Here is a 19,968-nt window from a genome sequence, read left to right on the forward strand (position 1 = left end):
GATGCAACATGCAGCAAAGCAGCGGTGAGCGCAAGGGCGCGGCACATCACTCTAACCGGCAATCAAACTCATCAGGGGAGCGCCTGCGGAAGACATTAGCCAGCCCAGCACCGCGCAGTTGGCGCTAACGGTCAGCCAGAAAACAAAGCGAAAGGAGCCCTTGATCGACTTGTGACGCAGGATCTGCTGTGCCGCCATGGCGCCCGGCCAGCCCCCCAGCAACGCCAACAGATGCAGCCTGCTTTCCTGGGTACGCCACTGCCCTTTCTGCGCGGCGGACTTGTCCCATGCGTAGGTGCCAAAGGTCACCAGGCTGACCAGTGCGTAGAGGCCGGCCAGCAACAACGGCAACTTGCCCAGCATGGCCGCAACGGCGACAAAGCCCAGAAAGATACCGGCAAACAGCAGCCCCAGGGTCCCGTTGCCACTGGAGCGCCTGGACACACGGGCTTGACGCCTATCGCCGGGATAGCTGACCTTCAGCGCCTGGGGGCGACCGCGCTCACCGGTGCCCGGGGTGTAGACCACGACATCCTGCACAGAGGGGCGCAAGCGCCGGCTGGCAAAGGCCGAGATATGCACGAACACAGGCTCGCCGCCGCCATCAGGGGTTATAAAGCCAAAGCCCTGGTCATCTTTCCAGCGCGTGATGCGTCCCTGCAATCGCATTCGTCTTTCCTCGTTCTGTTACCTGCCTGTAGCGCCCGGGCAAAACCCTGCACAGCATTTAAATCGGCATGGATGAACGCTGTTTATAACAGCCAGACCCGCGCAGGGAAAGACGCTGCGCACTCCCAGAACAGCAGGGCACTTGAACGAGATATCCACCCGCGCTATCAGGCGATCTGCTGTGTGGAGCAAAAGCCAGCATTTACAGGGGCGCCTGATTAGCCAGATGATCCAAAAAGAGGGAGAACAGCTCGGACTGGGTCGAAGTATTGAGGCGGGCGTGCATATTCTTGCGATGCACCTTCACTGTGCCGCTACTGATATGCAGCTGGGCGGCGATGGCATCACTGGAAAAGCCCTGCAGCACCAGCCCCGCGACCTCCTGCTCCCGCGCGGTGAGTATGCCGCAACCAAAGGTTTCCATCGCCTGGGCCAGGGCGCCGCCGGATTTGCGCTCGTTCAGATATCGCCCCGACTGCACCAGCCAGAACTGTTTCACCAGGGCGCTGAGCACCGGAAACAGCGCCTGAAGCCCAAGACGCTCGGCCCGCGTCACTGAGCCGAGTTCCTGCCGGCGACCGATAGAAACGGTAAAAGCGATGCCAGGTTCGGGATAGATAAACAGAACCACCTCGTCGATAAGACCGAATTCGCGGTAGCAGCTGCGATAGTAATCACTCTGCTCAAATGAATCGGGCGCTATATCGGCCAGGCGCTGTACGCCGGGGCGAATCTGGCGGCGAATGGCGTTGAACACCGGGTCCAGCATATAGGCTTCATTCAGATAACGGCACATGGCGGCGCTGCGCGGATCACTCGCCAGCGGGTGCAGCACCCGCGGTCTGTCCTGCTCGCGGTAGACTGCCAGCAGCATGGTATCAAAATGCACCATCCGCCCCAGCGCGCTGGCCAGTGCCTGGGGGAAGCCCGGCAGACGGATGTGATCGATCAGCTGAGCCACTTCCCGCGACCAGACACTGGCGGCACTCAGTTCAGATGTATTTGCGCAGTACATTCAGATGACCTCAAGCGACGCTATTAACCTAGCGGACAAATAGGTTCCCTCCCTATTTGTCCGTCACGCCATAAAAACGGCCGCAGGTGCGTGGACATGCTTGTTTGTATGGCATTCGCCTTGGCCTGCGGCCAATGATGAAGCATCCCTGCTTCATGTATTAACCCGCGGGTTAATACCACTTATTCGCGGTGCGCAGGCCGTCGCATTCGCCCCGGAGCCGGTACAGTCCGCAGGCATCAGGCCCTGTCGTCGGAAGAACTCCACCAGCCAGCGGGCCACCCGGCCTGAATCGTTGAGCGCATCCGCTGCCCGCAGGCCGCTCAGTGCCACATCAGCCTGAGCCTGTGGCAATCGCTCGCCTTTCACCGCCTCGAGCAGCGCCGCCGTATAGTCGAGCGTGAACTCGGGATGCGCCTGGAAGCTAATCACGCTATCGCCGTAACGCAGCGCCGCGTAGGGGCAAAAATCGGAACTGGCAAACACTTCAGCCGTTACCGGTTTTTCCACCACCTGATCCTGATGCAGCGCATTGAGCACCAGAGTGTCACCGCGTCCGCCCAGCCCCTTGCAGGGCCCGACCTGTTGATACTGATGCACGCCAAGCCCCCAGCCACGGGCGGATTTTTCGACCCGCCCACCCAGCGCACTGGCGATGATCTGATGCCCAAAGCAGATTCCCAGCAGCGGACGGCGCTGTGCTACCAGCTCCAGGATCAGGTCACTGAGGCGGCGCATCCAGGGCAGGTCCTCATAGACGCCATGGCGCGAGCCGGTAATGATCCAGCCATCGCACAGGTCGGGCGCGGGCGGGAAAACCCCATCCACCACCTGGTAACGCTCGAACCTCAAGCCCGGGTCCGCCGCGCCCAGCATGCGCACGAACAGATCGGCATAGCTACCGTACTGTGCCGCCAGCGCCTGCGGGCTGGTACCGGTTTCGAGAATGCCTATCTTCATTGCCTGTCTACTCCACTGTTATTCACTGGGCACCGCGTTGCCCGCTACGCCACAAAAGCCCGAATGTCCGCTATCTCAGGCATTGCTGCGCACACTGCGTGACTGGCGGCGCAGCTGCCAGGTGGCGCCCAGGACACTGACAGCCACCACCAGAATCATCAGGGTTGCCAGCGCATTGATTTCGGGGGTCACGCCCAGACGCACCTTGGAAAAAATCACCATCGGCAGGGTACTGTTGCCGGGGCCTGACACAAAGCTTGCGATCACCAGGTCATCCAGCGACAGGGTAAAGGACAGCAGCCAGCCGGAGATCAGCGCCGGCGATATCAGCGGCAGCGTGACCAGGAAAAACAGCGTCCAGGGCTTGGCCCCCAGATCCATCGCCGCCTCTTCCAGGGATTCATCCAGGGTCGCCAGACGTGACTGCACCACCACCGCCACATAGGCCATGCAAAAGGTGACATGGGCGATGATCACCGTGGTGATGCCCCGTCCTGCCGGCCAGCCGAAGCTGCCTTCCAGCGCCACAAACAGCAACAGCAGGGACAAACCGGTGATGACTTCGGGCATCACCAGCGGAGCGGTAATCATGCCCGACAGCGCCATGCGACCGCGAAAGCGGCCAAAGCGCGACAGGCAGAAACCCGCCAGGGTACCCAGCACCACCGCCAGGCTGGCGCTGATCACGGCCACTTTCAGGCTGACAATGGCGGCATCGATAATCTGCTCGTTGTCCAGCAGCGCGCTGTACCACTTGAGGGAAAAGCCCCCCCACACGGTCACCAGCTTGGAGGCATTAAAGCTGTAGACGATCAGCGAAATAATCGGGGCGTACAGAAAGGCAAAGCCCAGCCAGGACGACAGCTGCAAAAAACCCGGTTTGCGCCTCTTCATGTTCTCTCCTCCCGCCGCCCCTGGGCGTTGCGCAATAACATGATGGGCATGACCAGGAACAGCAGCATCAGAATCGCCACCGCCGATGCCCGTGGCCAGTCACGATTGAGGAAGAACTCGTCCCAGAGTACCCGGCCTATCATCAGCGTATCTGAGCCACCGAGCAGCGCCGGAATGACGTACTCCCCCAGCGCCGGAATAAACACCAGCAGACAGCCGGCCAGCATACCCGGCAGCGACAGCGGCAGCGTCACCAGAAAAAAGCGCTGCATCGGCTTGCAGCCCAGATCCTCGGCGGCTTCGAGCAGACTGATATCGAGTTTTTCCAGGGTGCTGTAGAGCGGCAGCACCATGAACGGCAGATAGGTATAGATGATGCCGATATAGATGGCGAAGTCGGTCTGCAGCATGATCAGCGGCTCGTCGATCAGCCCCATGGACAGCAGCAGCTCGTTCACCACGCCATTCTTTTTCAGAAAGCCCATCCAGGCATAGACCCGCAGCAGGAAGGAGGTCCAGAACGGCAGTATCACCAGGGACAGCAGAATCACCCGGTTGGACGGGCTGCTGCGGGCAATCATGTAGGCCATGGGATAGGCCAGCAGCAGGGTAATAAAGGTCGAAATGGCCGCCACCTTGATGGAATTCAGGTAGGCCTCCAGATAGAGCGAATCTTCGAACAGGAACAGATAGTTGCCGAGGTTCAGCTGCAGCGAGGCCAGGGCCAGGTCGGCGTCCCACTCGAACAGTGCAGTATAGGGCGGCACCGCGATGGCGGGCTCCGCCAGGGAAATTTTGAACACCACCACAAAGGGAATCAGGAAGAACAGTGCCAGCCAGAAGGTCGGGATCGAGGCCACCAGGGTTTTACCGGGCTGCAATCGGGCGCTCAGCCCGTGCAGTGCCTGGCGCCATAGCCCGGACACAGCCCCGGTAGCCGCGGGTATGAATGCGCTCGTGCGGCGGTTCATGATGTCAGCACCACGCAGCTGTCGGCACCCCAGCTCAGATACACAGGATCGCGGCACTGAATGCGCTCATCAAAGCGCCGCGCCATGTTGGGTTTGGTGACCCGCACCATCTGGCCGCTGGCAAGACGCACCCGAAATACCGACAGGCTCCCCATATAAGCCACCTCATCCACGTTGCCGCTGATGCAATTGTCAGCGTCCGCCGGGCGGGTACGGGAAATGCGCATTTTCTCCGGTCGCACCGCCGCCCAGACCTTCTGACCCAGGGTGCAGCTGATACCATGGTTGACGAAGAGTTCTGCGCCGGCCTGCTCCGAGCGGATACGTACCGAATCCACTTCGTCTTCGCTGATCAGGCCTTCAAACAGATTGATGGCCCCCACAAAATCAGCCACAAAACGGCTCTGCGGATATTCATAGACCTGGTGGGGCTCGCCCACCTGCACGATGCGGCCCTGGTCCATGACGCCGATCCGGGTCGAGAGCGTCATGGCCTCTTCCTGATCGTGGGTCACGACCATAAAGGTCACCCCCAGGTTCTGCTGGATATTGATCAGCTCGAACTGGGTTTCCTCGCGCAGCTTCTTGTCCAGTGCCCCCAGGGGCTCGTCCAGCAACAGCAGCTTGGGGCGCTTGATCAGCGCCCGGGCCAGGGCAATGCGCTGGCGCTGACCGCCGGACAGCTGGTGGGGCTTGCGCCGGCCCAGGTGCCCGAGCTGCACCAGCTCGAGCATTTCGGCCACCCGCTGTTTCACCTCGGCGCGGGGCACGCCGTCACGCTTGAGACCAAAGGCCACGTTCTGCTCCACCGACAGGTGCGGAAAGAGCGCGTAGGACTGGAACATCATATTAACCGGACGCTTCCAGGCCGGGATGGCCGAGATATCCACTCCGTCAATCAGAATCCGGCCGCCGCTCGGCGCCTCAAAGCCCGCCAGCATGCGCAGCAGCGTACTCTTGCCGGAGCCAGACCCGCCCAGCAGGCAAAACAGCTCCGATTGGTAGATATCCAGCGAAATGGCGTCGACGGCGGTAAAGTCGCCAAACTGCTTGCTAACATTTTCTATGCGCACAAAGGGTTCGGCGTCAGGGCGCGCCCAAAGCGGCAGGGCTTCAAGCGGCGACTGATCAACCTGCTGAAGAAGAGAGTCATTGAGCTGCATCGAAAAATCCTCACAAATTGCGTCGGCGATCGCCGCCGCGCCTCGAAAGCGCGGCGGCCGGCTTTCAACGACCCGTCTTGATGCGGGTCCAGGAGCGGGTCAGCAGACGATCGAAACGGGCACTGTGGGCATTTTGGGAAAACAGATTGGCTTTCACCTGCGCCGGCGGGTAAATGCCGGGGTTGCTGCGCACATCGTCATTCAGCAGCGACTCGGCACCGGTATTGGGTACCGCGTAATAGACGAAGTTGGAAATACCGGCGGCCACGTCCGGCTGCAGCACGAAGTTAATAAAGCGGTGCGCCGCCTGCGGGTTGGGCGCATCCGCCGGAATCACCATGAGGTCAAACCAGGCCAGGCTGCCCTCATCCGGGATGCTGTACGCCACCTTTACGCCCTGGCCAGCACTGGCGGCGCGATCCTGGGACTGCAGCATATCGCCGTTATAACCCACCGCAACGCAGATCTCGCCGTTAGCCAGATCGCTGATGTATTGCGATGAATGGAAATACTTGATGCTCGGCTGCGCCGCCGCCAGCATCACTTCTGCCTTTTTCAGGTCATCCTTGTCTTCACTGTTGGGATCCAGCCCCAGATAATTCAGCGCCACGGCTACCACCTCGGCCGGGGAATCCAGCACCGCGATGCCGCAGTCCGCCACCTTTGCCGCCAGTTCCGGCTTGAAGATCAGATCCCAGGAGCTCACGGGCATATCACCCAGACGCTGCCTTAGCATGTCCTGGTTATAGCCAATGCCGATGGTGCCCCAGGTATAGGGCACACCGTGACTGTTATCCGGATCATGCCGGGACACGGTCTCAAGCAGCTGCGCATCCAGATTGGCGTAGTTGCTCAGCTGGCTGCGATCCACTGCCGCGTAGATACCGGCCTGAATCTGGCGCTCCATAAAGGCGCCGGTCGGCACCACCAGGTCATAGCCGCTGTGGCCCGACATCAGCTTGGCTTCCAGCACCTCGTTGGAATCGTAAACGTCGTAGTTCACCTTGATGCCGGTCTCGGCCTCGAACCGACTGATGGCTTCGGGGGCTATATAGTCCGACCAGTTATAGATATTCAGTACCTGCTGTTCGGCGGCGGCCGAAACAGACAGTGTGCACCCCAGGATGGCGGCAAGTGTGGCGGATTTCATGTTCATGCGATGGACTCTCTCCGTTACTTATTTTTATCGAGTGCCGAGCTCTGCCCCAAACCGGATACCGCAGCCCAGGCTTGAGCATTCGTGGCAATCCTGAAGTGGATACCAGAAACGGGGCATAATGTGATCACATTGTAAGCGCAGAGACAAGGGCGTTGGCTATACCTACTCGGGGGTATAAAGTTCGACCTGATCTCATTACTATGCTGTGCAGATTCCATCGATATCAGGCCAACATGAAATCCAAAGCCCCACTGAAACTGACCCTCGAGGGTTTCGATCCCGCCATGACGGTAAACCAGAAGGTTTATCTGAGCCTGCGCCATGCCCTGATGTGTGGCGAGATCCCGCCGGGGCGCGCCCTGACTATCCGCGAACTGGCAGCAACCCTGGAGGTGAGCCCCATGCCGGTGCGCGAGGCACTGCGACAGCTGGCGGCCGAAAGCGCGCTGGAAATCCAGGGCAACCGCCGGGTGCTGGTGCCGAAAATGACGGCCATGAAATTTCAGGAACTGCTCGAAGCCAGGGTCGCGCTCGAGTCCCATGCCGCCGAGCGCGCCATGCCCTACATCGACAAGGCGGGCCTGGCCGAGCTGGAACAGCTGGATGCCCGGGTTGATGCGGCCTATGAGCGTGGCGATCACGCCCAGGTGAGCATCTGCAATCAGCAGTTTCACCGCCGCCTGTACAGCGCCAACCCGCACCAGGTCACCCTCACCCTGATCGAAAGCCTGTGGCTCCAGCTTGGCCCCTTCATGCGTCTGGCCACCACTGAGCTGGCGGGCCACTACCAGATTGATCGCCATAACGAAGCGCTGGATGCCATTCGTCGTCATGACGCCTTTGCGCTGCGCCTGGCTATCAGCGCCGATATCCGCGACGGCATTGGCTTTGTCATCACCTCAGGCCTGTTTCAGGATGTCATCGAGCCGCGTGCCTGAGCCCGCTCTGCAGCGCCCCCCATCCTGCGCCACCGACACCCGCCCGGGTTAAAAACCGCGACCCCCTTCCTGGCGACTCATTGTTTCGTGATCACATTATTGCGTTGACTTTTTAAATTTTGTGATCACAAAATAAGGCAACTCAGGGACATCACCGTCACCGCGCATACAGCACGGCCGGCGTCCTGTTCGAATGCACACCAGGGGGAACCCCATGTCAGCCAGCGTCGCCAACCAGATCATCACGCCAGCCACCACCGAACCCGGCCACAACCTCACAACGTCCGTGCAGCAGATTGATGCACGCCATCACCTGCACCCTTTCACCGACACCGCGGCGCTAAACCGCAGAGGGGCTCGCGTCATGGTGCGCGGCGAAGGAGTTTATCTGTGGGATTCCGAGGGCAACAAGATTCTGGATGGCATGGCGGGGCTCTGGTGCGTCAACCTCGGCTATGGCCGGCGCGAACTGATCGACGCCGCCAAAACCCAGCTTGAAGAACTGCCCTATTACAACAACTTTTTCCAGACCACCACGGCCCCCGCCGCCGTGCTGGCCCAGGAAATCGCCAGCGTGACACCGGGGGATCTGAATCACATTTTCTTTGCCAACTCGGGCTCGGAAGCGGTGGATACGCTGATGCGCATGATTCGCCACTACTGGACACTGGAAGGCCAGCCACAGAAAACCCTGCTGATCAGCCGGGACAATGCCTACCACGGCAGCACCATCGGCGGCACCAGCCTTGGCGGCATGACCCCCATGCACCGCCAGGGTGGTCCTTTCCTGCCGGATATCGAACATATCCGCCAGCCGTACTGGTATGGCGAGGGTGACGGGCTGAGCGAAGCGGAGTTTGGCCTCAAGGCCGCCGCCGCACTGGAAGAGCGCATCCTGCAGCTGGGCCCCGAGCGGGTCGCGGCCTTTGTCGGCGAACCCATTCAGGGCGCAGGCGGTGTCATCATGCCGCCGGCGGGCTACTGGCAGGAAATCCAGCGCATCTGCCGCAAATACGACATTCTGCTGGCGGCCGACGAGGTGATCTGTGGCTTTGGTCGCACCGGCAGCTGGTTCGGCTCCCAGACGCTGGGGATCGAGCCCGACCTGATGTCCATGGCCAAGGGGCTGTCATCGGGTTACATGCCCATATCCGCCGTGGCCGTGGGGGACCGCGTGGCCAGCAGCCTGATCGAAAAAGGCGGCGAGTTCTACCACGGCTTCACCTACTCCGGACACCCGGTGGCCGCCGCCGTGGCCATCGCCAATATCCGCACCATGAAGCAGGAAAAAATCGTCGAGTATGTCGCCGACGACATAGGGCCCTACTTCCAGCAGCGCCTGCGCCAAATCCTGGCGGAACATCCGCTGGTGGGACATATCGAAGGCATCGGCCTGATTGCCGGCATAGCGCTGGTGAAGGACCGGGCCCGCCGGACCTTCTTCGCAGAAACCGGCGCCGCGGGGCAAATCTGTCGGGATCACTGCTTTGAAAACAACCTGATCATGCGCGCCGTGGGTGACCGCATGGTGCTGTCACCGCCGCTGATTATCAGCCGGGATGAGGTGGATGAGCTCTGTCAGAAGGTGCGCACCTGCTTCGACCTGACACTCAAAAGCGTGCGCGAACAGGGCTTATAGCAGGTGCGAAGCGCGTCTAACCCGGCCTACAAGTTCGGTAACCATCGTGCCTGCCCGGTGAGGGACCGGCGCCGCTGCGCAGTTCGCTGACCGGGCTGGCATCACAGCAGCGACGGCCTCCGACTCAGGGCGCCGGCTTGCCCCTGGTGCCGCCAAACCAGTAACTCAGCACCTGTACCACGCCCGCCGTGAGCACGCCAAACAGGATCTGCAACTGATCCATCAGGGAATTATCCCCGGTCTGCATGTTCATTTCATCGCTGATTTCGACATAGAAGATTGCTGCCAGCATGCTGAAGTATGCGATCAGAAATAGCACACTGATGAGTACCTGCGGATTAATGGCGGCTTTTGCTCTGGGGTTATCAGGGCCAGCGCCCTGCTGCTTGTGCAGATCGACGCCCAGCTTCTGCATTTCGAGCCGAAACGGCTGATCGAGATCCTTGATCCTGTGCAGATTTTTCGCATCATCGAGCAGCGCTAAGAGGCGTTCCTGCGGACTGGCCTCGCTGCCCTCACTGCCGGGCGGCAGATGATCCTGAATATAACGCTGTGCCACGGCGGCGAAAGGCCCCTTGAGAGCCAACCCCAGCGTAGGCGCAACCTGTTGAATAATATCCGGTATTTCTTTCATCCCTGATTACCTGCGGTAATTGCCCATGTTCAGGCACAGCCATGGATAAGGGACTAAAAGGGCGGATACTGGGTTGATCTACTCAACCCGAACGAAGCCGCCTCCACCCTGAAAACATCGCACAAGCTTGCGCCAACAGCTCCTGATACTGCGCCTGTGGTGGCGCTATTCACAATGAAAAGTCTGCATTCACCCGGCGCATCCGTTACTCGTCCTCGTCGACCTCGGTGCCGCTATCCATGCCCAGTTCCTTGATCTTGCGGGTCAGGGTGTTGCGGCCCCAGCCCAGCAGCAGGGCGGCATCGCGCCTGCGGCCAGCGGTATGCTTGAGCGCGGTTTCTATCATGATGCGCTCGAACGCCGGCACCGCCTCTTCCAGAATCCCCTGGCGACCACAGCCCAGCTGCTGATCGGTCCACAGGCGCAGCGCCTGCTCCCAGTTGGAACTGACGGTGGTGCCCTGGTCCTGCTGCTCCAGCAGCTCCGGCGGCAGGTCTTCGATCAGCACCTCGCGGCCCGAGGCCATCACCGTAAGCCAGCGACAGGTGTTCTCCAGCTGACGCACGTTGCCCTGCCATAACAGGTGACTCATAAACTTTTCAGTTTCCGCCTTCAGCACCTTGGGCTCGACACTCAGCTCCTTGGCCGAGCTGGCGAGAAAGTGCTGCGCCAGACGCGGAATATCCTCGCGTCGCTCCGACAGTTTCGGAATATGGATGCGAATCACATTGAGGCGATGAAACAGGTCTTCGCGAAAGCGCCCGTCGGCCACCAGCTTTTCAAGGTTCTGATGGGTGGCGGCGATAATGCGCACATCCACCTGCACCGGCGTATGACCACCCACGCGGTAGAACTCGCCTTCGGCCAGCACGCGCAGCAGCCGGGTCTGGGTATCCGCCGGCATGTCGCCGATCTCATCCAGAAACAGGGTGCCACCGTCGGCCTGCTCGAAACGCCCGCGACGTGCAGACGCAGCCCCCGTAAAAGCGCCTTTCTCGTGCCCGAACAATTCGGATTCGATCAGATCCTTGGGAATGGCCGCCATGTTAAGCGGGATAAACGACTGACTGGCGCGGGGACTGTGCTTGTGCAGCGCGTGGGCGACCAGCTCCTTGCCGGTGCCGGACTCGCCATTGATCAGCACCGTGATATTGGACTGCGACAGCCGGCCAATGGCACGGAAGACTTCCTGCATCGCAGGCGCCTCGCCGATAATCTCGGTGGCGCGCACCACCACCGGCTCGATGACCGCACCCTGCTGCTGCTCCCGGGCGTGGGCCAGGGCCCTGCGCGCCAGTGCCACGGCATCATCCACATCAAAGGGCTTGGGCAGGTATTCAAAGGCGCCGCCCTGGTAGGATGCCACCGCACTTTCCAGATCCGAATGGGCGGTCATGATAATGATCGGGATTTCAGGATGGGTATCCTGAATCTTGTCGAGCATGGCCAGACCATCGGTGCCGGGCATACGGATGTCGCTGATGATGGCGTCGGGACACTCACGCGTCAGGCGGCGCAGCAGATCATCGGCGTTGTCGAACGACTGGGTCTCAAGTCCGGCCTGATCCAGCGCCTTTTCCAGCACCCAGCGGATCGACCGGTCATCGTCCACGATCCAGACGTTACCTGAGATTCTCATGCTGTAGCTCCAACGGTATAAAGAGTTTGAATTGGGTTTCGCCCGGCTCAGTCACGCACTCGATCAGCCCCTGGTGCTGATTGATGATCGACTGGGCAATGGACAGCCCCAGACCCGTGCCATCGGCATGTCCGGTGACCATGGGGTAGAAGATGTTGTTGAATATTTCGGCGGGAATGCCCGGGCCGTTGTCGCTGATCATCACACAGCACACCAGACGATGACGCTCCGTGCCCAGGGTCACCTGGCGCATGGCGCGGGTGCGCAGCTGCAGCGTCGGCTCAGGCGTGCCGGCACGCTGCAGCGCCTGCATGCCATTGCGTACTATGTTCAGCACCGCCTGAATCAGCTGCTCCGAGTCACCGGTAAATTCGGGAATACTGGGGTCGTAGTCCCGCTGGATGTTGATCCAGCCACCACTCTCGGCATTCACCAGGCTGCACACCCGTTCGAGGATGGCGTGAATGTTCACCGCCGACAGCTGTGGCAGCTTGCGCGGCCCCAGCAGCCGGTCCACCAGGTTGCGCAGCCGGTCGGCCTCTTCGATGATGACACGGGTATATTCGTGCAGGTCGGCATCGTTCAGTTCGCGCTCCAGCAATTGCGCGGCGCCGCGAATGCCCCCCAGTGGATTCTTGATTTCGTGGGCCAGTCCACGCACCAGATTGCGCGCCGCGGCGTGGCGGGCCAGCAACTCTTCTTCGCGCTCGATGCGCATCAGTCGGTCACGCGCTTCCACTTCCACCAGCAGGGTGCGACCACCACCGGACTGCGGAATCGTATTGACGCTGTAATCGACGGTCAGCTCATGCCCGCTCATGGTGATCATGCGCGCCTCGCGCTTGGTGTAGGGATGCCCCGACGCCATCGAGTTCTGCAATACCTGCAGTTCGGCCGGACTGGCCGCCAGCCATTCTTCCGCCCGCATGCCCTTGAGCCTGCGCATGGTGGCCTCGAACAGCATCTCGGCCGCCGGATTCATGTAAACGATGCACAGCGCGCCATCGAGCATGATCACAGCCTTGCTGAGGTTATCGAGTATCTGCTTGTGCTGAGATGGCCTGAACATAATGAACTCTGTTGCTGGACTCTATAAGTAGTAGCAAGATCAGCGCCAACTTGCTGACAGCGCTAAAACGGGCTGAATGCCCTGGCCGGCGCCATAATGGGGCAACCCGGCGCCCTGCTAGAGTTTAGCCTTGGGCGCGGACATGCACCACTATGGTGCATTCCCGCGCCCTATAACAGCCAGCCGCACCACAACAGCCACGCGCTCTGCTATGGCGCCTTGGAATGGCGCTCCACAATGACTGTGCGCCCCCACAAAAGTGGGCACACAGTTAGACCCTCTGCTCGAACGCCGCCAGTTTTACCCTGTTTCTCGGAATTTGCCGGTATATCTTCGAAATTCGCCCGGAGCTCATTTCCCGGCTACAACGGCATTCGCAGGTTGGTAATGAGCCTAGCGAATTCCGACATCCGCAGCGCCCGCTGTGAAGCACAGTTCCAAGGTGCAAGGTGCAAGGTGCAAGGTGCAAGGTCTGATGCTAGCTACGAATAACGAATAACGAATAACGGCTTTTTTACTTCCTGCTCAGCGGCCGATGTAACCCCGAATTGATCGCCACCGCGACAGTGCCGATGGCGAAAAACAGGCACAAAAAAACCTCCCGAAGGAGGTTTTTTGCGGGCCGTCAGATCAGCGCCACCACAGCGGCACCTTTCTTATACGGAACGGCTTATACGGAGTAGTAGAGGTCGAACTCTACCGGGTGCGTCGTCATGTTGACGCGCGCCAGTTCTTCACGCTTCAGGCGGATGTAAGCATCCAGCATGTCGTCGGAGAATACTCCGCCAGCGGTGAGGAACTCACGATCCGCTTCCAGTGCCAGCAGCGCTTCGTCGAGGCTCTCGGCAACGGTCGGGATCAGCTTCGCTTCTTCCGGCGGCAGGTCGTACAAATCTTTGTCAGCCGGGTCGCCAGGATGAATCTTGTTCTTGATACCGTCGATACCCGCCATCAGCAGTGCCGCGAAGCACAGGTAAGGGTTGGCAGCAGGATCCGGGAAGCGCGCTTCCACACGACGGCCCTTGGGGCTGGTAGTGTAAGGAATGCGCAGCGACGCGGAACGGTTGCGGGCAGAGTATGCCAGCATGACCGGCGCTTCGAAGCCAGGTACCAGACGCTTGTAAGAGTTGGTAGCCGGGTTGCAAATGGCGTTCAGAGCCTTGGCGTGCTTGACGATACCGCCAATGTAGAACAGTGCAGTTTCGCTCAGACCACCGTAGCCGTCACCCGCGAAGATGTTCACGCCGTCCTTGTTCATGGACAGATGCACGTGCATACCTGAGCCGTTATCGCCAACCAGCGGCTTGGGCATAAAGGTCGCAGTCTTGCCGTAGCTGTGGGCCACGTTGTGCACGCAGTACTTCAGGATCTGAACTTCGTCCGCCTTTTTCACCAGGCTGTTACCGCGCACGCCAATTTCGCACTGGCCGGCGGTGGCAACTTCGTGGTGGTGAACTTCGATGGTCAGGCCCATGGCTTCCATGGCATCGCACATGGCGGCGCGCAGGTCGTGCAGGGAATCGATTGGCGGAACCGGGAAGTAACCGCCTTTAACGCGCGGACGGTGACCGGTGTTACGGCCGCCTTCGAACTGCTTGTCGGACGACCAGGACGCTTCTTCAGAACCGATGCTGTAACCGCAACCACCGATACCGGCGTGCCACTCAACAGAATCGAACACGAAGAATTCCGGCTCTGGGCCCAGCATGCAGCTATCGGCAATGCCGGTAGACTTCAGGTATTCTTCGGCGCGCGTTGCAACAGAACGCGGGTCACGGTCGTAACCCTGGCCAGTCATGGGCTCAACGATGTTGCAACGTACGATAACGGTAGCGTCTTCAGCAAAGGGGTCCAGCACGGAAGCGCTGTCGTCCGGCATCAGGATCATGTCGGATTCGTTGATTCCCTTCCAGCCTGCGATGGAAGAACCATCGAACATTTTGCCGTCTTCGAAGAATTCATCACCCATGTCCGAAACCGGAATGGTGAGATGCTGCTCTTTACCTTTGAAATCGGTAAAGCGCATATCAATCCAGCGAGCTTCGCTTTCTTTAATCAGATTCAGAGTATTCTCTGACATTTGCCTTTCTCCACTCTGTTGAAACTGTCAGATCCGTGGTTCTGCAGTCCTGCTAAAAACGGCCTACAACCTCTTGGCTGTAGCAAGAGCAATCTCCGTGCCAGCACTACAAAAGCCCTAAGTGCTTCATTTTCGGTCAATCCAGACCCGACGAAGCCCCAGCGGCGCACCAACATGAAGCACAAAAGAACGCCAGCGCACTACTACGGGTCATTTACAGTATTTTCTGCCCATGCGAGCATCAGCGAGCCCAATCATACTGCAACCCTTCCAAAGCTGTCTGCCTCAAAAAGGGGCCCTCGGAGTATTTTTCGTGCGAAGCCCCCTGCAAACAGAAACAGTTGCCCAACTGGCCACATTTTGATCATATGCTGATCGCTTGTTCGGCTTCGCTCCCGTATAATGCCGCCTTTCCGATTTTCTTGAAGGTAAGAACTGGTGATCGAGAAGCTTAGAAACATTGCCATCATCGCGCACGTTGACCATGGTAAAACCACACTGGTCGACAAGTTGCTGCAGCAGTCCGGTACCCTGGGCCGACGCGATGAAGGCGCTGAGCGCGTCATGGACTCCAACGATCAGGAGCGTGAGCGCGGTATTACCATTCTGGCGAAAAACACCGCCATTGAATGGAACGGTTACCGGATCAATATCGTCGATACCCCGGGACACGCCGACTTCGGTGGTGAAGTGGAACGCGTTCTGTCCATGGTTGACTCCGTACTGCTGCTGGTTGACGCCGTCGACGGCCCGATGCCCCAGACTCGCTTCGTGACCCAGAAAGCTTTCGCCCAGGGCCTGCGCCCGATCGTGGTCATCAACAAGGTTGACCGTCCGGGCGCGCGCCCTGACTGGGTTGTAGATCAGGTCTTCGACCTGTTCGATAACCTGGGTGCCACCGACGAGCAGCTCGACTTCCCGATCGTTTACGCCTCTGCCCTGAACGGCATCGCAGGTCTTGAAGTCGATCAGATGAGCGATGACATGACACCGCTGTTCGAAGCCGTGGTTGAGCACGTCAGCCCGCCGGATGTCGACATGGATGGCCCGCTGCAGATGCAGATCTCGGCACTGGACTACAACAGCTATGTTGGCGTCATCGGTGTAGGTCGCGTCAAGCGCGGCCGGATCGCGGTCAATGCCCAGGTCAAGGTTATCGACCACGACGGCAAGGTCCGTAGCGGCAAGGTTCTGAAGATCATGGGTTACATGGGTCTGGAACGCGTTGAAGTACAGCAGGCCAAGGCCGGCGACATCATCTGCATCACCGGTATCGATGGACTCAACATCTCCGATACCCTGTGTGATCCGTCCCTGGTAGAAGCCCTGCCGCCGCTGAGCGTCGACGAACCCACCGTTTCCATGACCTTCCAGGTCAACGATTCGCCGTTCGCAGGCCAGGACGGTAAGTTCGTCACCAGCCGTAACATCAAGGACCGCCTCGAGCGCGAATTGATCCACAACGTGGCACTGCGGGTTGAACAGGGCGAATCCCCTGAAAAATTCAAGGTCTCCGGTCGTGGCGAACTGCACCTGTCGGTACTGATCGAAACCATGCGTCGCGAAGGCTTCGAGCTGGGCGTGTCCCGCCCCGAAGTTATCCAGAAGATCGTCGACGGCAAGGTAGAAGAACCGTACGAACTGGTTATGCTGGACGTTGAAGAGCAGCACCAGGGTTCGGTTATCGAAGAGCTGGGCAAGCGCAAAGGCGACATGACCAACATGGAAGTGGATGGCAAGGGCCGCGTACGCCTGACCTTCATGATTCCGTCCCGTGGTCTGATCGGTTTCCGCTCCATCTTCCTGACCATGACCTCCGGTACTGGCATCCTGACCTCGACCTTCGATCACTACGGTCCGATCAAGGAAGGCGAAGTCACCTCGCGCATGAACGGCGTACTGGTGACCATGGTCACCGGCAAGGCCCTGGGCTATGCCCTGTGGAACCTGCAGGAACGTGGCCGTCTGTGCATCGAGCCTAACACCGATGTTTACGAAGGCATGATCCTGGGCATCCACAGCCGCACCAACGACCTGGCCGTGAACCCGACCAAAGGCAAGCAGCTGACCAACGTTCGTGCCTCCGGCACCGACGAAAACATTCAGCTGACTCCGGCGATCCGCTTCACCCTGGAGCAGGCGCTGGACTTCATCGAAGACGACGAGCTGGTGGAGGTAACTCCCAAAGGCCTGCGTATTCGCAAGAAGCTGCTGAAAGAAAACGAGCGCAAGCGCAACAAGAAGTAAGCGGGTCGCTGCAGCTGCAGTGATCCGGTCTTAATAGTCTTGTAAAAAGGGGAGTGCCGCCAGGTACTCCCCTTTTTTGTGCCTGTATGCCGCCACAGCGCAAACCACGGGGCCTGCCATGAGGTACGCTGGAGGCCTGACAACATTCAGGCCGGGCCTGCCACCCGCGGCAAAAGTCCGCCCGAATTCTGTCTCGGCGGCCTTTTTCGTATTGGAATTTCATATTTGAAAACCCTATCTGAAACAAAGTCACTCTCAAGGCTGAAGATGCCTGATATAAAAAACACTTAAAATCAATAAGTTACCCTATACCGCCTGCAAAAAATGCATTCCCGCCCGAGCACACAGGCTCCAAAAGCTCTCAACCAGCCACCAGATGCCTCCACCAAACTCAAGATATTCCATATTTGGCTTTTAATATTTCATTATTGACTTTTTGTTTGGGTCGGGCGTACTATCACTCCATAACTAAAAGCGACTAAAGACAGAAACCACCATGTCAGAGCCCGTTAAAAGAACACTCAAGGTGCTGGAGTTTTTCGCCACCAGTGGGCAACAACCCGTATCGCTCACTGAAATCGCCAGGCACTGCAATATAGCCATGGCAACCCTGTTCAGAATCGTCAGTACCCTTGAACAGACGGGTTATATACAGCGACAGAGTCACACAACTTATATAAGCAACTTTGAATTTAAAAAATCACTGCCCATGTCCAGCGATTATCTTAAAAAGCTGGAACAGGTTCTGAATGATATTGCTGACAGCTCTCAGCAAACGGCTGAATCGATTCTAATTGATAGCGACCACCTGCTTTGGCATTCAAAAAACGAATACAAGGATCTGGCAATTCGCTTGCGCGCACAACCAGGTTTTAGACGTGCAATGTATGAACTCGACTCCCCTTCCCGTCTTTATTTGAAAGCCCTTGGCTGGGAAAAAGTCAGTGAGACATTCGACAAAACAGCATTTTTTCGTACCGGTACTGAACGGGAATTCATTACCGAGAGCGAAGCAAAAGATATCATAGAGTCCACGGACATCAGTGATGTAGCTTATGATATCGAAGGTAATGTTCGGGGCATCAGACGCTTCGCAAAACTCATCCTTGATGCAAACGGCAGTCCCTTATTCCTTATCTGTATCGCCGAAGCCGCTCTACAGGTTCCCGATAAAGAAAAACACATCAGTCGTTACAAAAAAATACTGCACGATGCGGCGAACAGCCTGAAAACTCCTTGACCCATGACGGAGGAACTAATGAATTCAAAGCCAAATATTCTATTCATCATGGCGGACGATCACGCCTCTAAGGCCATCAGCTGCTACGGCTATGGAATAAATCAGACGCCGAACCTGGATCGAATTGCGCAGGAGGGTATGCGCCTTAATCACTGCTACGTCACCAATTCCATCTGTACACCGAGCCGCGCCAGCATCCTGACGGGAACCTACAATCACGTTAATGGCGTAGTGACGCTGGATAGCAAGATCAACAAGCATATCCCCAATGTTGCCAAACATCTCAAAACCGATGGCTACCAGACCTCAATGGTCGGAAAGTGGCACCTGGGAGAAGGCGCGGCTCACGAGCCCACAGGCTTCGACTTCTGGTCTGTTTTGCCAGGACAGGGCGATTACCATGACCCCGAAATGATCGAGATGGGTCAGACGGTACATGAGTCCGGCTACGCCACCGACATCATCACGGACAAGTGCCTGAACTGGCTGGATCAGCGTGATCCCGCGAAGCCATTCTTCATGATGTGCCACCACAAGGCACCGCACCGTTCCTGGGAACCGAACGCCAAACACAGGCACCTGTACCAGGACGACATCAAGGTGCCCGATACTTTCAACGATGATTACAAGAACCGCAGCAAAGCCGCCGCCGCGGCAAAAATGCGTATCGAGTCGGACATTACCTATTACGACCTTGGTCTCGTACAACCCGAAGGCGGCGCTGAGGTAGGCGAGATCGCGGTTGCAGGCGGCAGCGTGCGCAAGATTCCCAACCCTGATGATGTGTCACAGATCAGGCTGATTGACAAAGACAGCGGCGAAGTTTTTACATTCAGCAGCCAGCAGGAATTCAGCCACTTCAAATACCAGCGCTATATCAAACGCTACCTGCGCACCATCGCCTCCATCGACGAAAATGTCGGCCGCATGCTGGATTATCTCGATGAGAATGGCCTGACCGACAACACTATCGTCATCTATACCTCAGACCAGGGATTCTTCCTGGGCGAACACGGCTGGTTCGACAAGCGCTTTATGTACGAAGAATCATTCCAAATGCCATTTCTTGTGCGCTATCCCAAGGAAATAAAAGCAGGCACTGTGTGTGATGACATTATTTGCAATGTCGACTTCGCGCAGACGTTTTTGGACTATGCCGGCCTGACCGAACCCAGCTATATGCAGGGCACCAGCTTCAGACCGCTATTGGAAGGCAATACACCGCAAGACTGGCAGCAACTGGCCTATCATCGCTACTGGATGCATAAGGACGAACACCATAATGCCTACGCCCATTATGGGATCCGCAACAAAAGATACAAACTGATTTACTGGTATAACGAAGACTTTGATCTTCCGGGAACAAGCCCCGGCGGTGAGGAAAAAGAGTGGGAGCTTTTCGACTGTGAAAAGGACCCTCTGGAACTGTTCAATTGCTATCAGGATCCGGAGTACGCAAATATAGTACGAAAGATGACGCTGGAACTGGACAAGAAAATGCGTGAGATTGGTGATACGCCCTGCCATAACACGGAAGAAATTTTGAATAAATTACAACTGTAAAAGTGCACAAGTAAAAAACAAGCGTTCAAACCGTAAAATACACCATCAAAACTATAAAAGGATATTTTATATGTTTCCCAAAAAAGCA

At 58.1% G+C, this 19,968-nt stretch carries 16 protein-coding genes; 5 read left to right on the forward strand and 11 right to left on the reverse strand.

The features are described 5' to 3' along the window. Nucleotides 1–51: 51 nt before the first annotated feature. From A8C75_RS20535 to A8C75_RS20565, 7 genes are all read right to left on the reverse strand, one after another. Nucleotides 52–669 carry a DUF1294 domain-containing protein gene (locus A8C75_RS20535; protein ID WP_067386224.1) on the reverse strand — a complete coding sequence of 206 codons (618 nt, stop codon included), beginning with the start codon at nucleotides 667–669 and terminating at the stop codon, nucleotides 52–54. A gap of 202 nt (nucleotides 670–871) precedes the next feature. Beyond that, on the reverse strand, nucleotides 872–1,684 hold the full coding sequence (locus A8C75_RS20540) for a helix-turn-helix transcriptional regulator (RefSeq protein WP_067386225.1): 813 nt from the start codon (nucleotides 1,682–1,684) through the stop codon (nucleotides 872–874). 153 nt (nucleotides 1,685–1,837) lie between these two features. Beyond that, nucleotides 1,838–2,644: a glutamine amidotransferase-related protein gene (locus A8C75_RS20545; protein ID WP_067386226.1), complete on the reverse strand. Its 807-nt coding sequence runs from the start codon at nucleotides 2,642–2,644 to the stop codon at nucleotides 1,838–1,840. Nucleotides 2,645–2,719: 75 nt separating this feature from the next. Then, entirely contained in the window at nucleotides 2,720–3,538 is an 819-nt protein-coding gene (locus A8C75_RS20550) for an ABC transporter permease subunit (RefSeq protein ID WP_067386227.1), read from the reverse strand. Beyond that, nucleotides 3,535–4,509 carry an ABC transporter permease subunit gene (locus A8C75_RS20555; RefSeq protein WP_084784182.1) on the reverse strand — a complete coding sequence of 325 codons (975 nt, stop codon included), beginning with the start codon at nucleotides 4,507–4,509 and terminating at the stop codon, nucleotides 3,535–3,537. Before A8C75_RS20555 ends, A8C75_RS20550 begins: the two co-directional genes overlap by 4 nt. Beyond that, entirely contained in the window at nucleotides 4,506–5,672 is a 1,167-nt protein-coding gene (locus tag A8C75_RS20560; RefSeq protein ID WP_067386228.1) for an ABC transporter ATP-binding protein, read from the reverse strand. Before A8C75_RS20560 ends, A8C75_RS20555 begins: the two co-directional genes overlap by 4 nt. Before the next feature lie 64 nt (nucleotides 5,673–5,736). Then, a complete protein-coding gene (locus A8C75_RS20565) occupies nucleotides 5,737–6,828 on the reverse strand; it encodes a polyamine ABC transporter substrate-binding protein (protein WP_067386229.1) in 1,092 nt (363 codons plus the stop codon). A gap of 236 nt (nucleotides 6,829–7,064) precedes the next feature. On the opposite strand from A8C75_RS20565, the gene A8C75_RS20570 reads away from it, so the two are divergent. Continuing rightward, nucleotides 7,065–7,769 (forward strand): GntR family transcriptional regulator, encoded by a 705-nt coding sequence (locus tag A8C75_RS20570; protein ID WP_067386230.1) that lies wholly within the window; start codon nucleotides 7,065–7,067, stop codon nucleotides 7,767–7,769. 214 nt (nucleotides 7,770–7,983) lie between these two features. Continuing rightward, nucleotides 7,984–9,408: an aspartate aminotransferase family protein gene (locus tag A8C75_RS20575; RefSeq protein ID WP_067386231.1), complete on the forward strand. Its 1,425-nt coding sequence runs from the start codon at nucleotides 7,984–7,986 to the stop codon at nucleotides 9,406–9,408. Between the two features lie 124 nt (nucleotides 9,409–9,532). Here A8C75_RS20575 and A8C75_RS20580 read toward each other — a convergent pair whose 3' ends face one another. The 4 genes from A8C75_RS20580 to glnA all read right to left on the reverse strand — a co-directional run bounded on the left by A8C75_RS20580 (nucleotide 9,533) and on the right by glnA (nucleotide 14,830). Further along, nucleotides 9,533–10,042 (reverse strand): hypothetical protein, encoded by a 510-nt coding sequence (locus A8C75_RS20580; RefSeq protein ID WP_067386232.1) that lies wholly within the window; start codon nucleotides 10,040–10,042, stop codon nucleotides 9,533–9,535. A gap of 205 nt (nucleotides 10,043–10,247) precedes the next feature. Then, on the reverse strand, nucleotides 10,248–11,681 hold the full coding sequence (gene glnG / locus A8C75_RS20585; protein ID WP_067386233.1) for a nitrogen regulation protein NR(I): 1,434 nt from the start codon (nucleotides 11,679–11,681) through the stop codon (nucleotides 10,248–10,250). Beyond that, nucleotides 11,665–12,750, reverse strand: a complete 1,086-nt coding sequence (glnL, locus tag A8C75_RS20590; protein WP_067386234.1) for a nitrogen regulation protein NR(II) — start codon at nucleotides 12,748–12,750, stop codon at nucleotides 11,665–11,667. Before glnL ends, glnG begins: the two co-directional genes overlap by 17 nt. Nucleotides 12,751–13,420: 670 nt before the next feature. After that, nucleotides 13,421–14,830 carry a glutamate--ammonia ligase gene (glnA, locus tag A8C75_RS20595; protein ID WP_067293447.1) on the reverse strand — a complete coding sequence of 470 codons (1,410 nt, stop codon included), beginning with the start codon at nucleotides 14,828–14,830 and terminating at the stop codon, nucleotides 13,421–13,423. A 438-nt stretch (nucleotides 14,831–15,268) separates the two neighbouring features. Between glnA and typA the strand changes: the two genes are divergently transcribed. From typA to A8C75_RS20610, 3 genes are all read left to right on the forward strand, one after another. Continuing rightward, the gene (typA, locus tag A8C75_RS20600) at nucleotides 15,269–17,077 is read left to right on the forward strand and encodes a translational GTPase TypA (protein ID WP_067386235.1); all 1,809 of its coding nucleotides are present in this window, start codon (nucleotides 15,269–15,271) and stop codon (nucleotides 17,075–17,077) included. A gap of 496 nt (nucleotides 17,078–17,573) precedes the next feature. Next, nucleotides 17,574–18,317: a helix-turn-helix domain-containing protein gene (locus A8C75_RS20605; RefSeq protein WP_084784183.1), complete on the forward strand. Its 744-nt coding sequence runs from the start codon at nucleotides 17,574–17,576 to the stop codon at nucleotides 18,315–18,317. Between the two features lie 18 nt (nucleotides 18,318–18,335). Beyond that, entirely contained in the window at nucleotides 18,336–19,880 is a 1,545-nt protein-coding gene (locus A8C75_RS20610; protein ID WP_067386237.1) for a sulfatase family protein, read from the forward strand. Nucleotides 19,881–19,968: the final 88 nt, after the last annotated feature.

It is taken from the genome of Marinobacterium aestuarii (genome assembly GCF_001651805.1).
Taxonomy (GTDB): Bacteria; Pseudomonadota; Gammaproteobacteria; order Pseudomonadales; family Balneatricaceae; genus Marinobacterium_A; species Marinobacterium_A aestuarii.

Excerpts from the sequence above, each read along its gene's own strand:
- A8C75_RS20560 (WP_067386228.1), bottom strand. The coding sequence starts at position 5,672 with ATGCAGCTCAATGACTCTCTTCTTCAGCAGGTTGATCAGTCGCCGCTT.
- A8C75_RS20570 (WP_067386230.1), top strand. The coding sequence starts at position 7,065 with ATGAAATCCAAAGCCCCACTGAAACTGACCCTCGAGGGTTTCGATCCC.
- A8C75_RS20550 (WP_067386227.1), bottom strand. The coding sequence starts at position 3,538 with ATGAAGAGGCGCAAACCGGGTTTTTTGCAGCTGTCGTCCTGGCTGGGC.
- A8C75_RS20535 (WP_067386224.1), bottom strand. The coding sequence starts at position 669 with ATGCGATTGCAGGGACGCATCACGCGCTGGAAAGATGACCAGGGCTTT.
- A8C75_RS20555 (WP_084784182.1), bottom strand. The coding sequence starts at position 4,509 with ATGAACCGCCGCACGAGCGCATTCATACCCGCGGCTACCGGGGCTGTG.
- glnG (WP_067386233.1), bottom strand. The coding sequence starts at position 11,681 with ATGAGAATCTCAGGTAACGTCTGGATCGTGGACGATGACCGGTCGATC.
- A8C75_RS20565 (WP_067386229.1), bottom strand. The coding sequence starts at position 6,828 with ATGAACATGAAATCCGCCACACTTGCCGCCATCCTGGGGTGCACACTG.
- A8C75_RS20540 (WP_067386225.1), bottom strand. The coding sequence starts at position 1,684 with ATGTACTGCGCAAATACATCTGAACTGAGTGCCGCCAGTGTCTGGTCG.
- A8C75_RS20545 (WP_067386226.1), bottom strand. The coding sequence starts at position 2,644 with ATGAAGATAGGCATTCTCGAAACCGGTACCAGCCCGCAGGCGCTGGCG.
- A8C75_RS20575 (WP_067386231.1), top strand. The coding sequence starts at position 7,984 with ATGTCAGCCAGCGTCGCCAACCAGATCATCACGCCAGCCACCACCGAA.
- glnL (WP_067386234.1), bottom strand. The coding sequence starts at position 12,750 with ATGTTCAGGCCATCTCAGCACAAGCAGATACTCGATAACCTCAGCAAG.
- glnA (WP_067293447.1), bottom strand. The coding sequence starts at position 14,830 with ATGTCAGAGAATACTCTGAATCTGATTAAAGAAAGCGAAGCTCGCTGG.
- A8C75_RS20610 (WP_067386237.1), top strand. The coding sequence starts at position 18,336 with ATGAATTCAAAGCCAAATATTCTATTCATCATGGCGGACGATCACGCC.
- A8C75_RS20580 (WP_067386232.1), bottom strand. The coding sequence starts at position 10,042 with ATGAAAGAAATACCGGATATTATTCAACAGGTTGCGCCTACGCTGGGG.
- A8C75_RS20605 (WP_084784183.1), top strand. The coding sequence starts at position 17,574 with ATGTCAGAGCCCGTTAAAAGAACACTCAAGGTGCTGGAGTTTTTCGCC.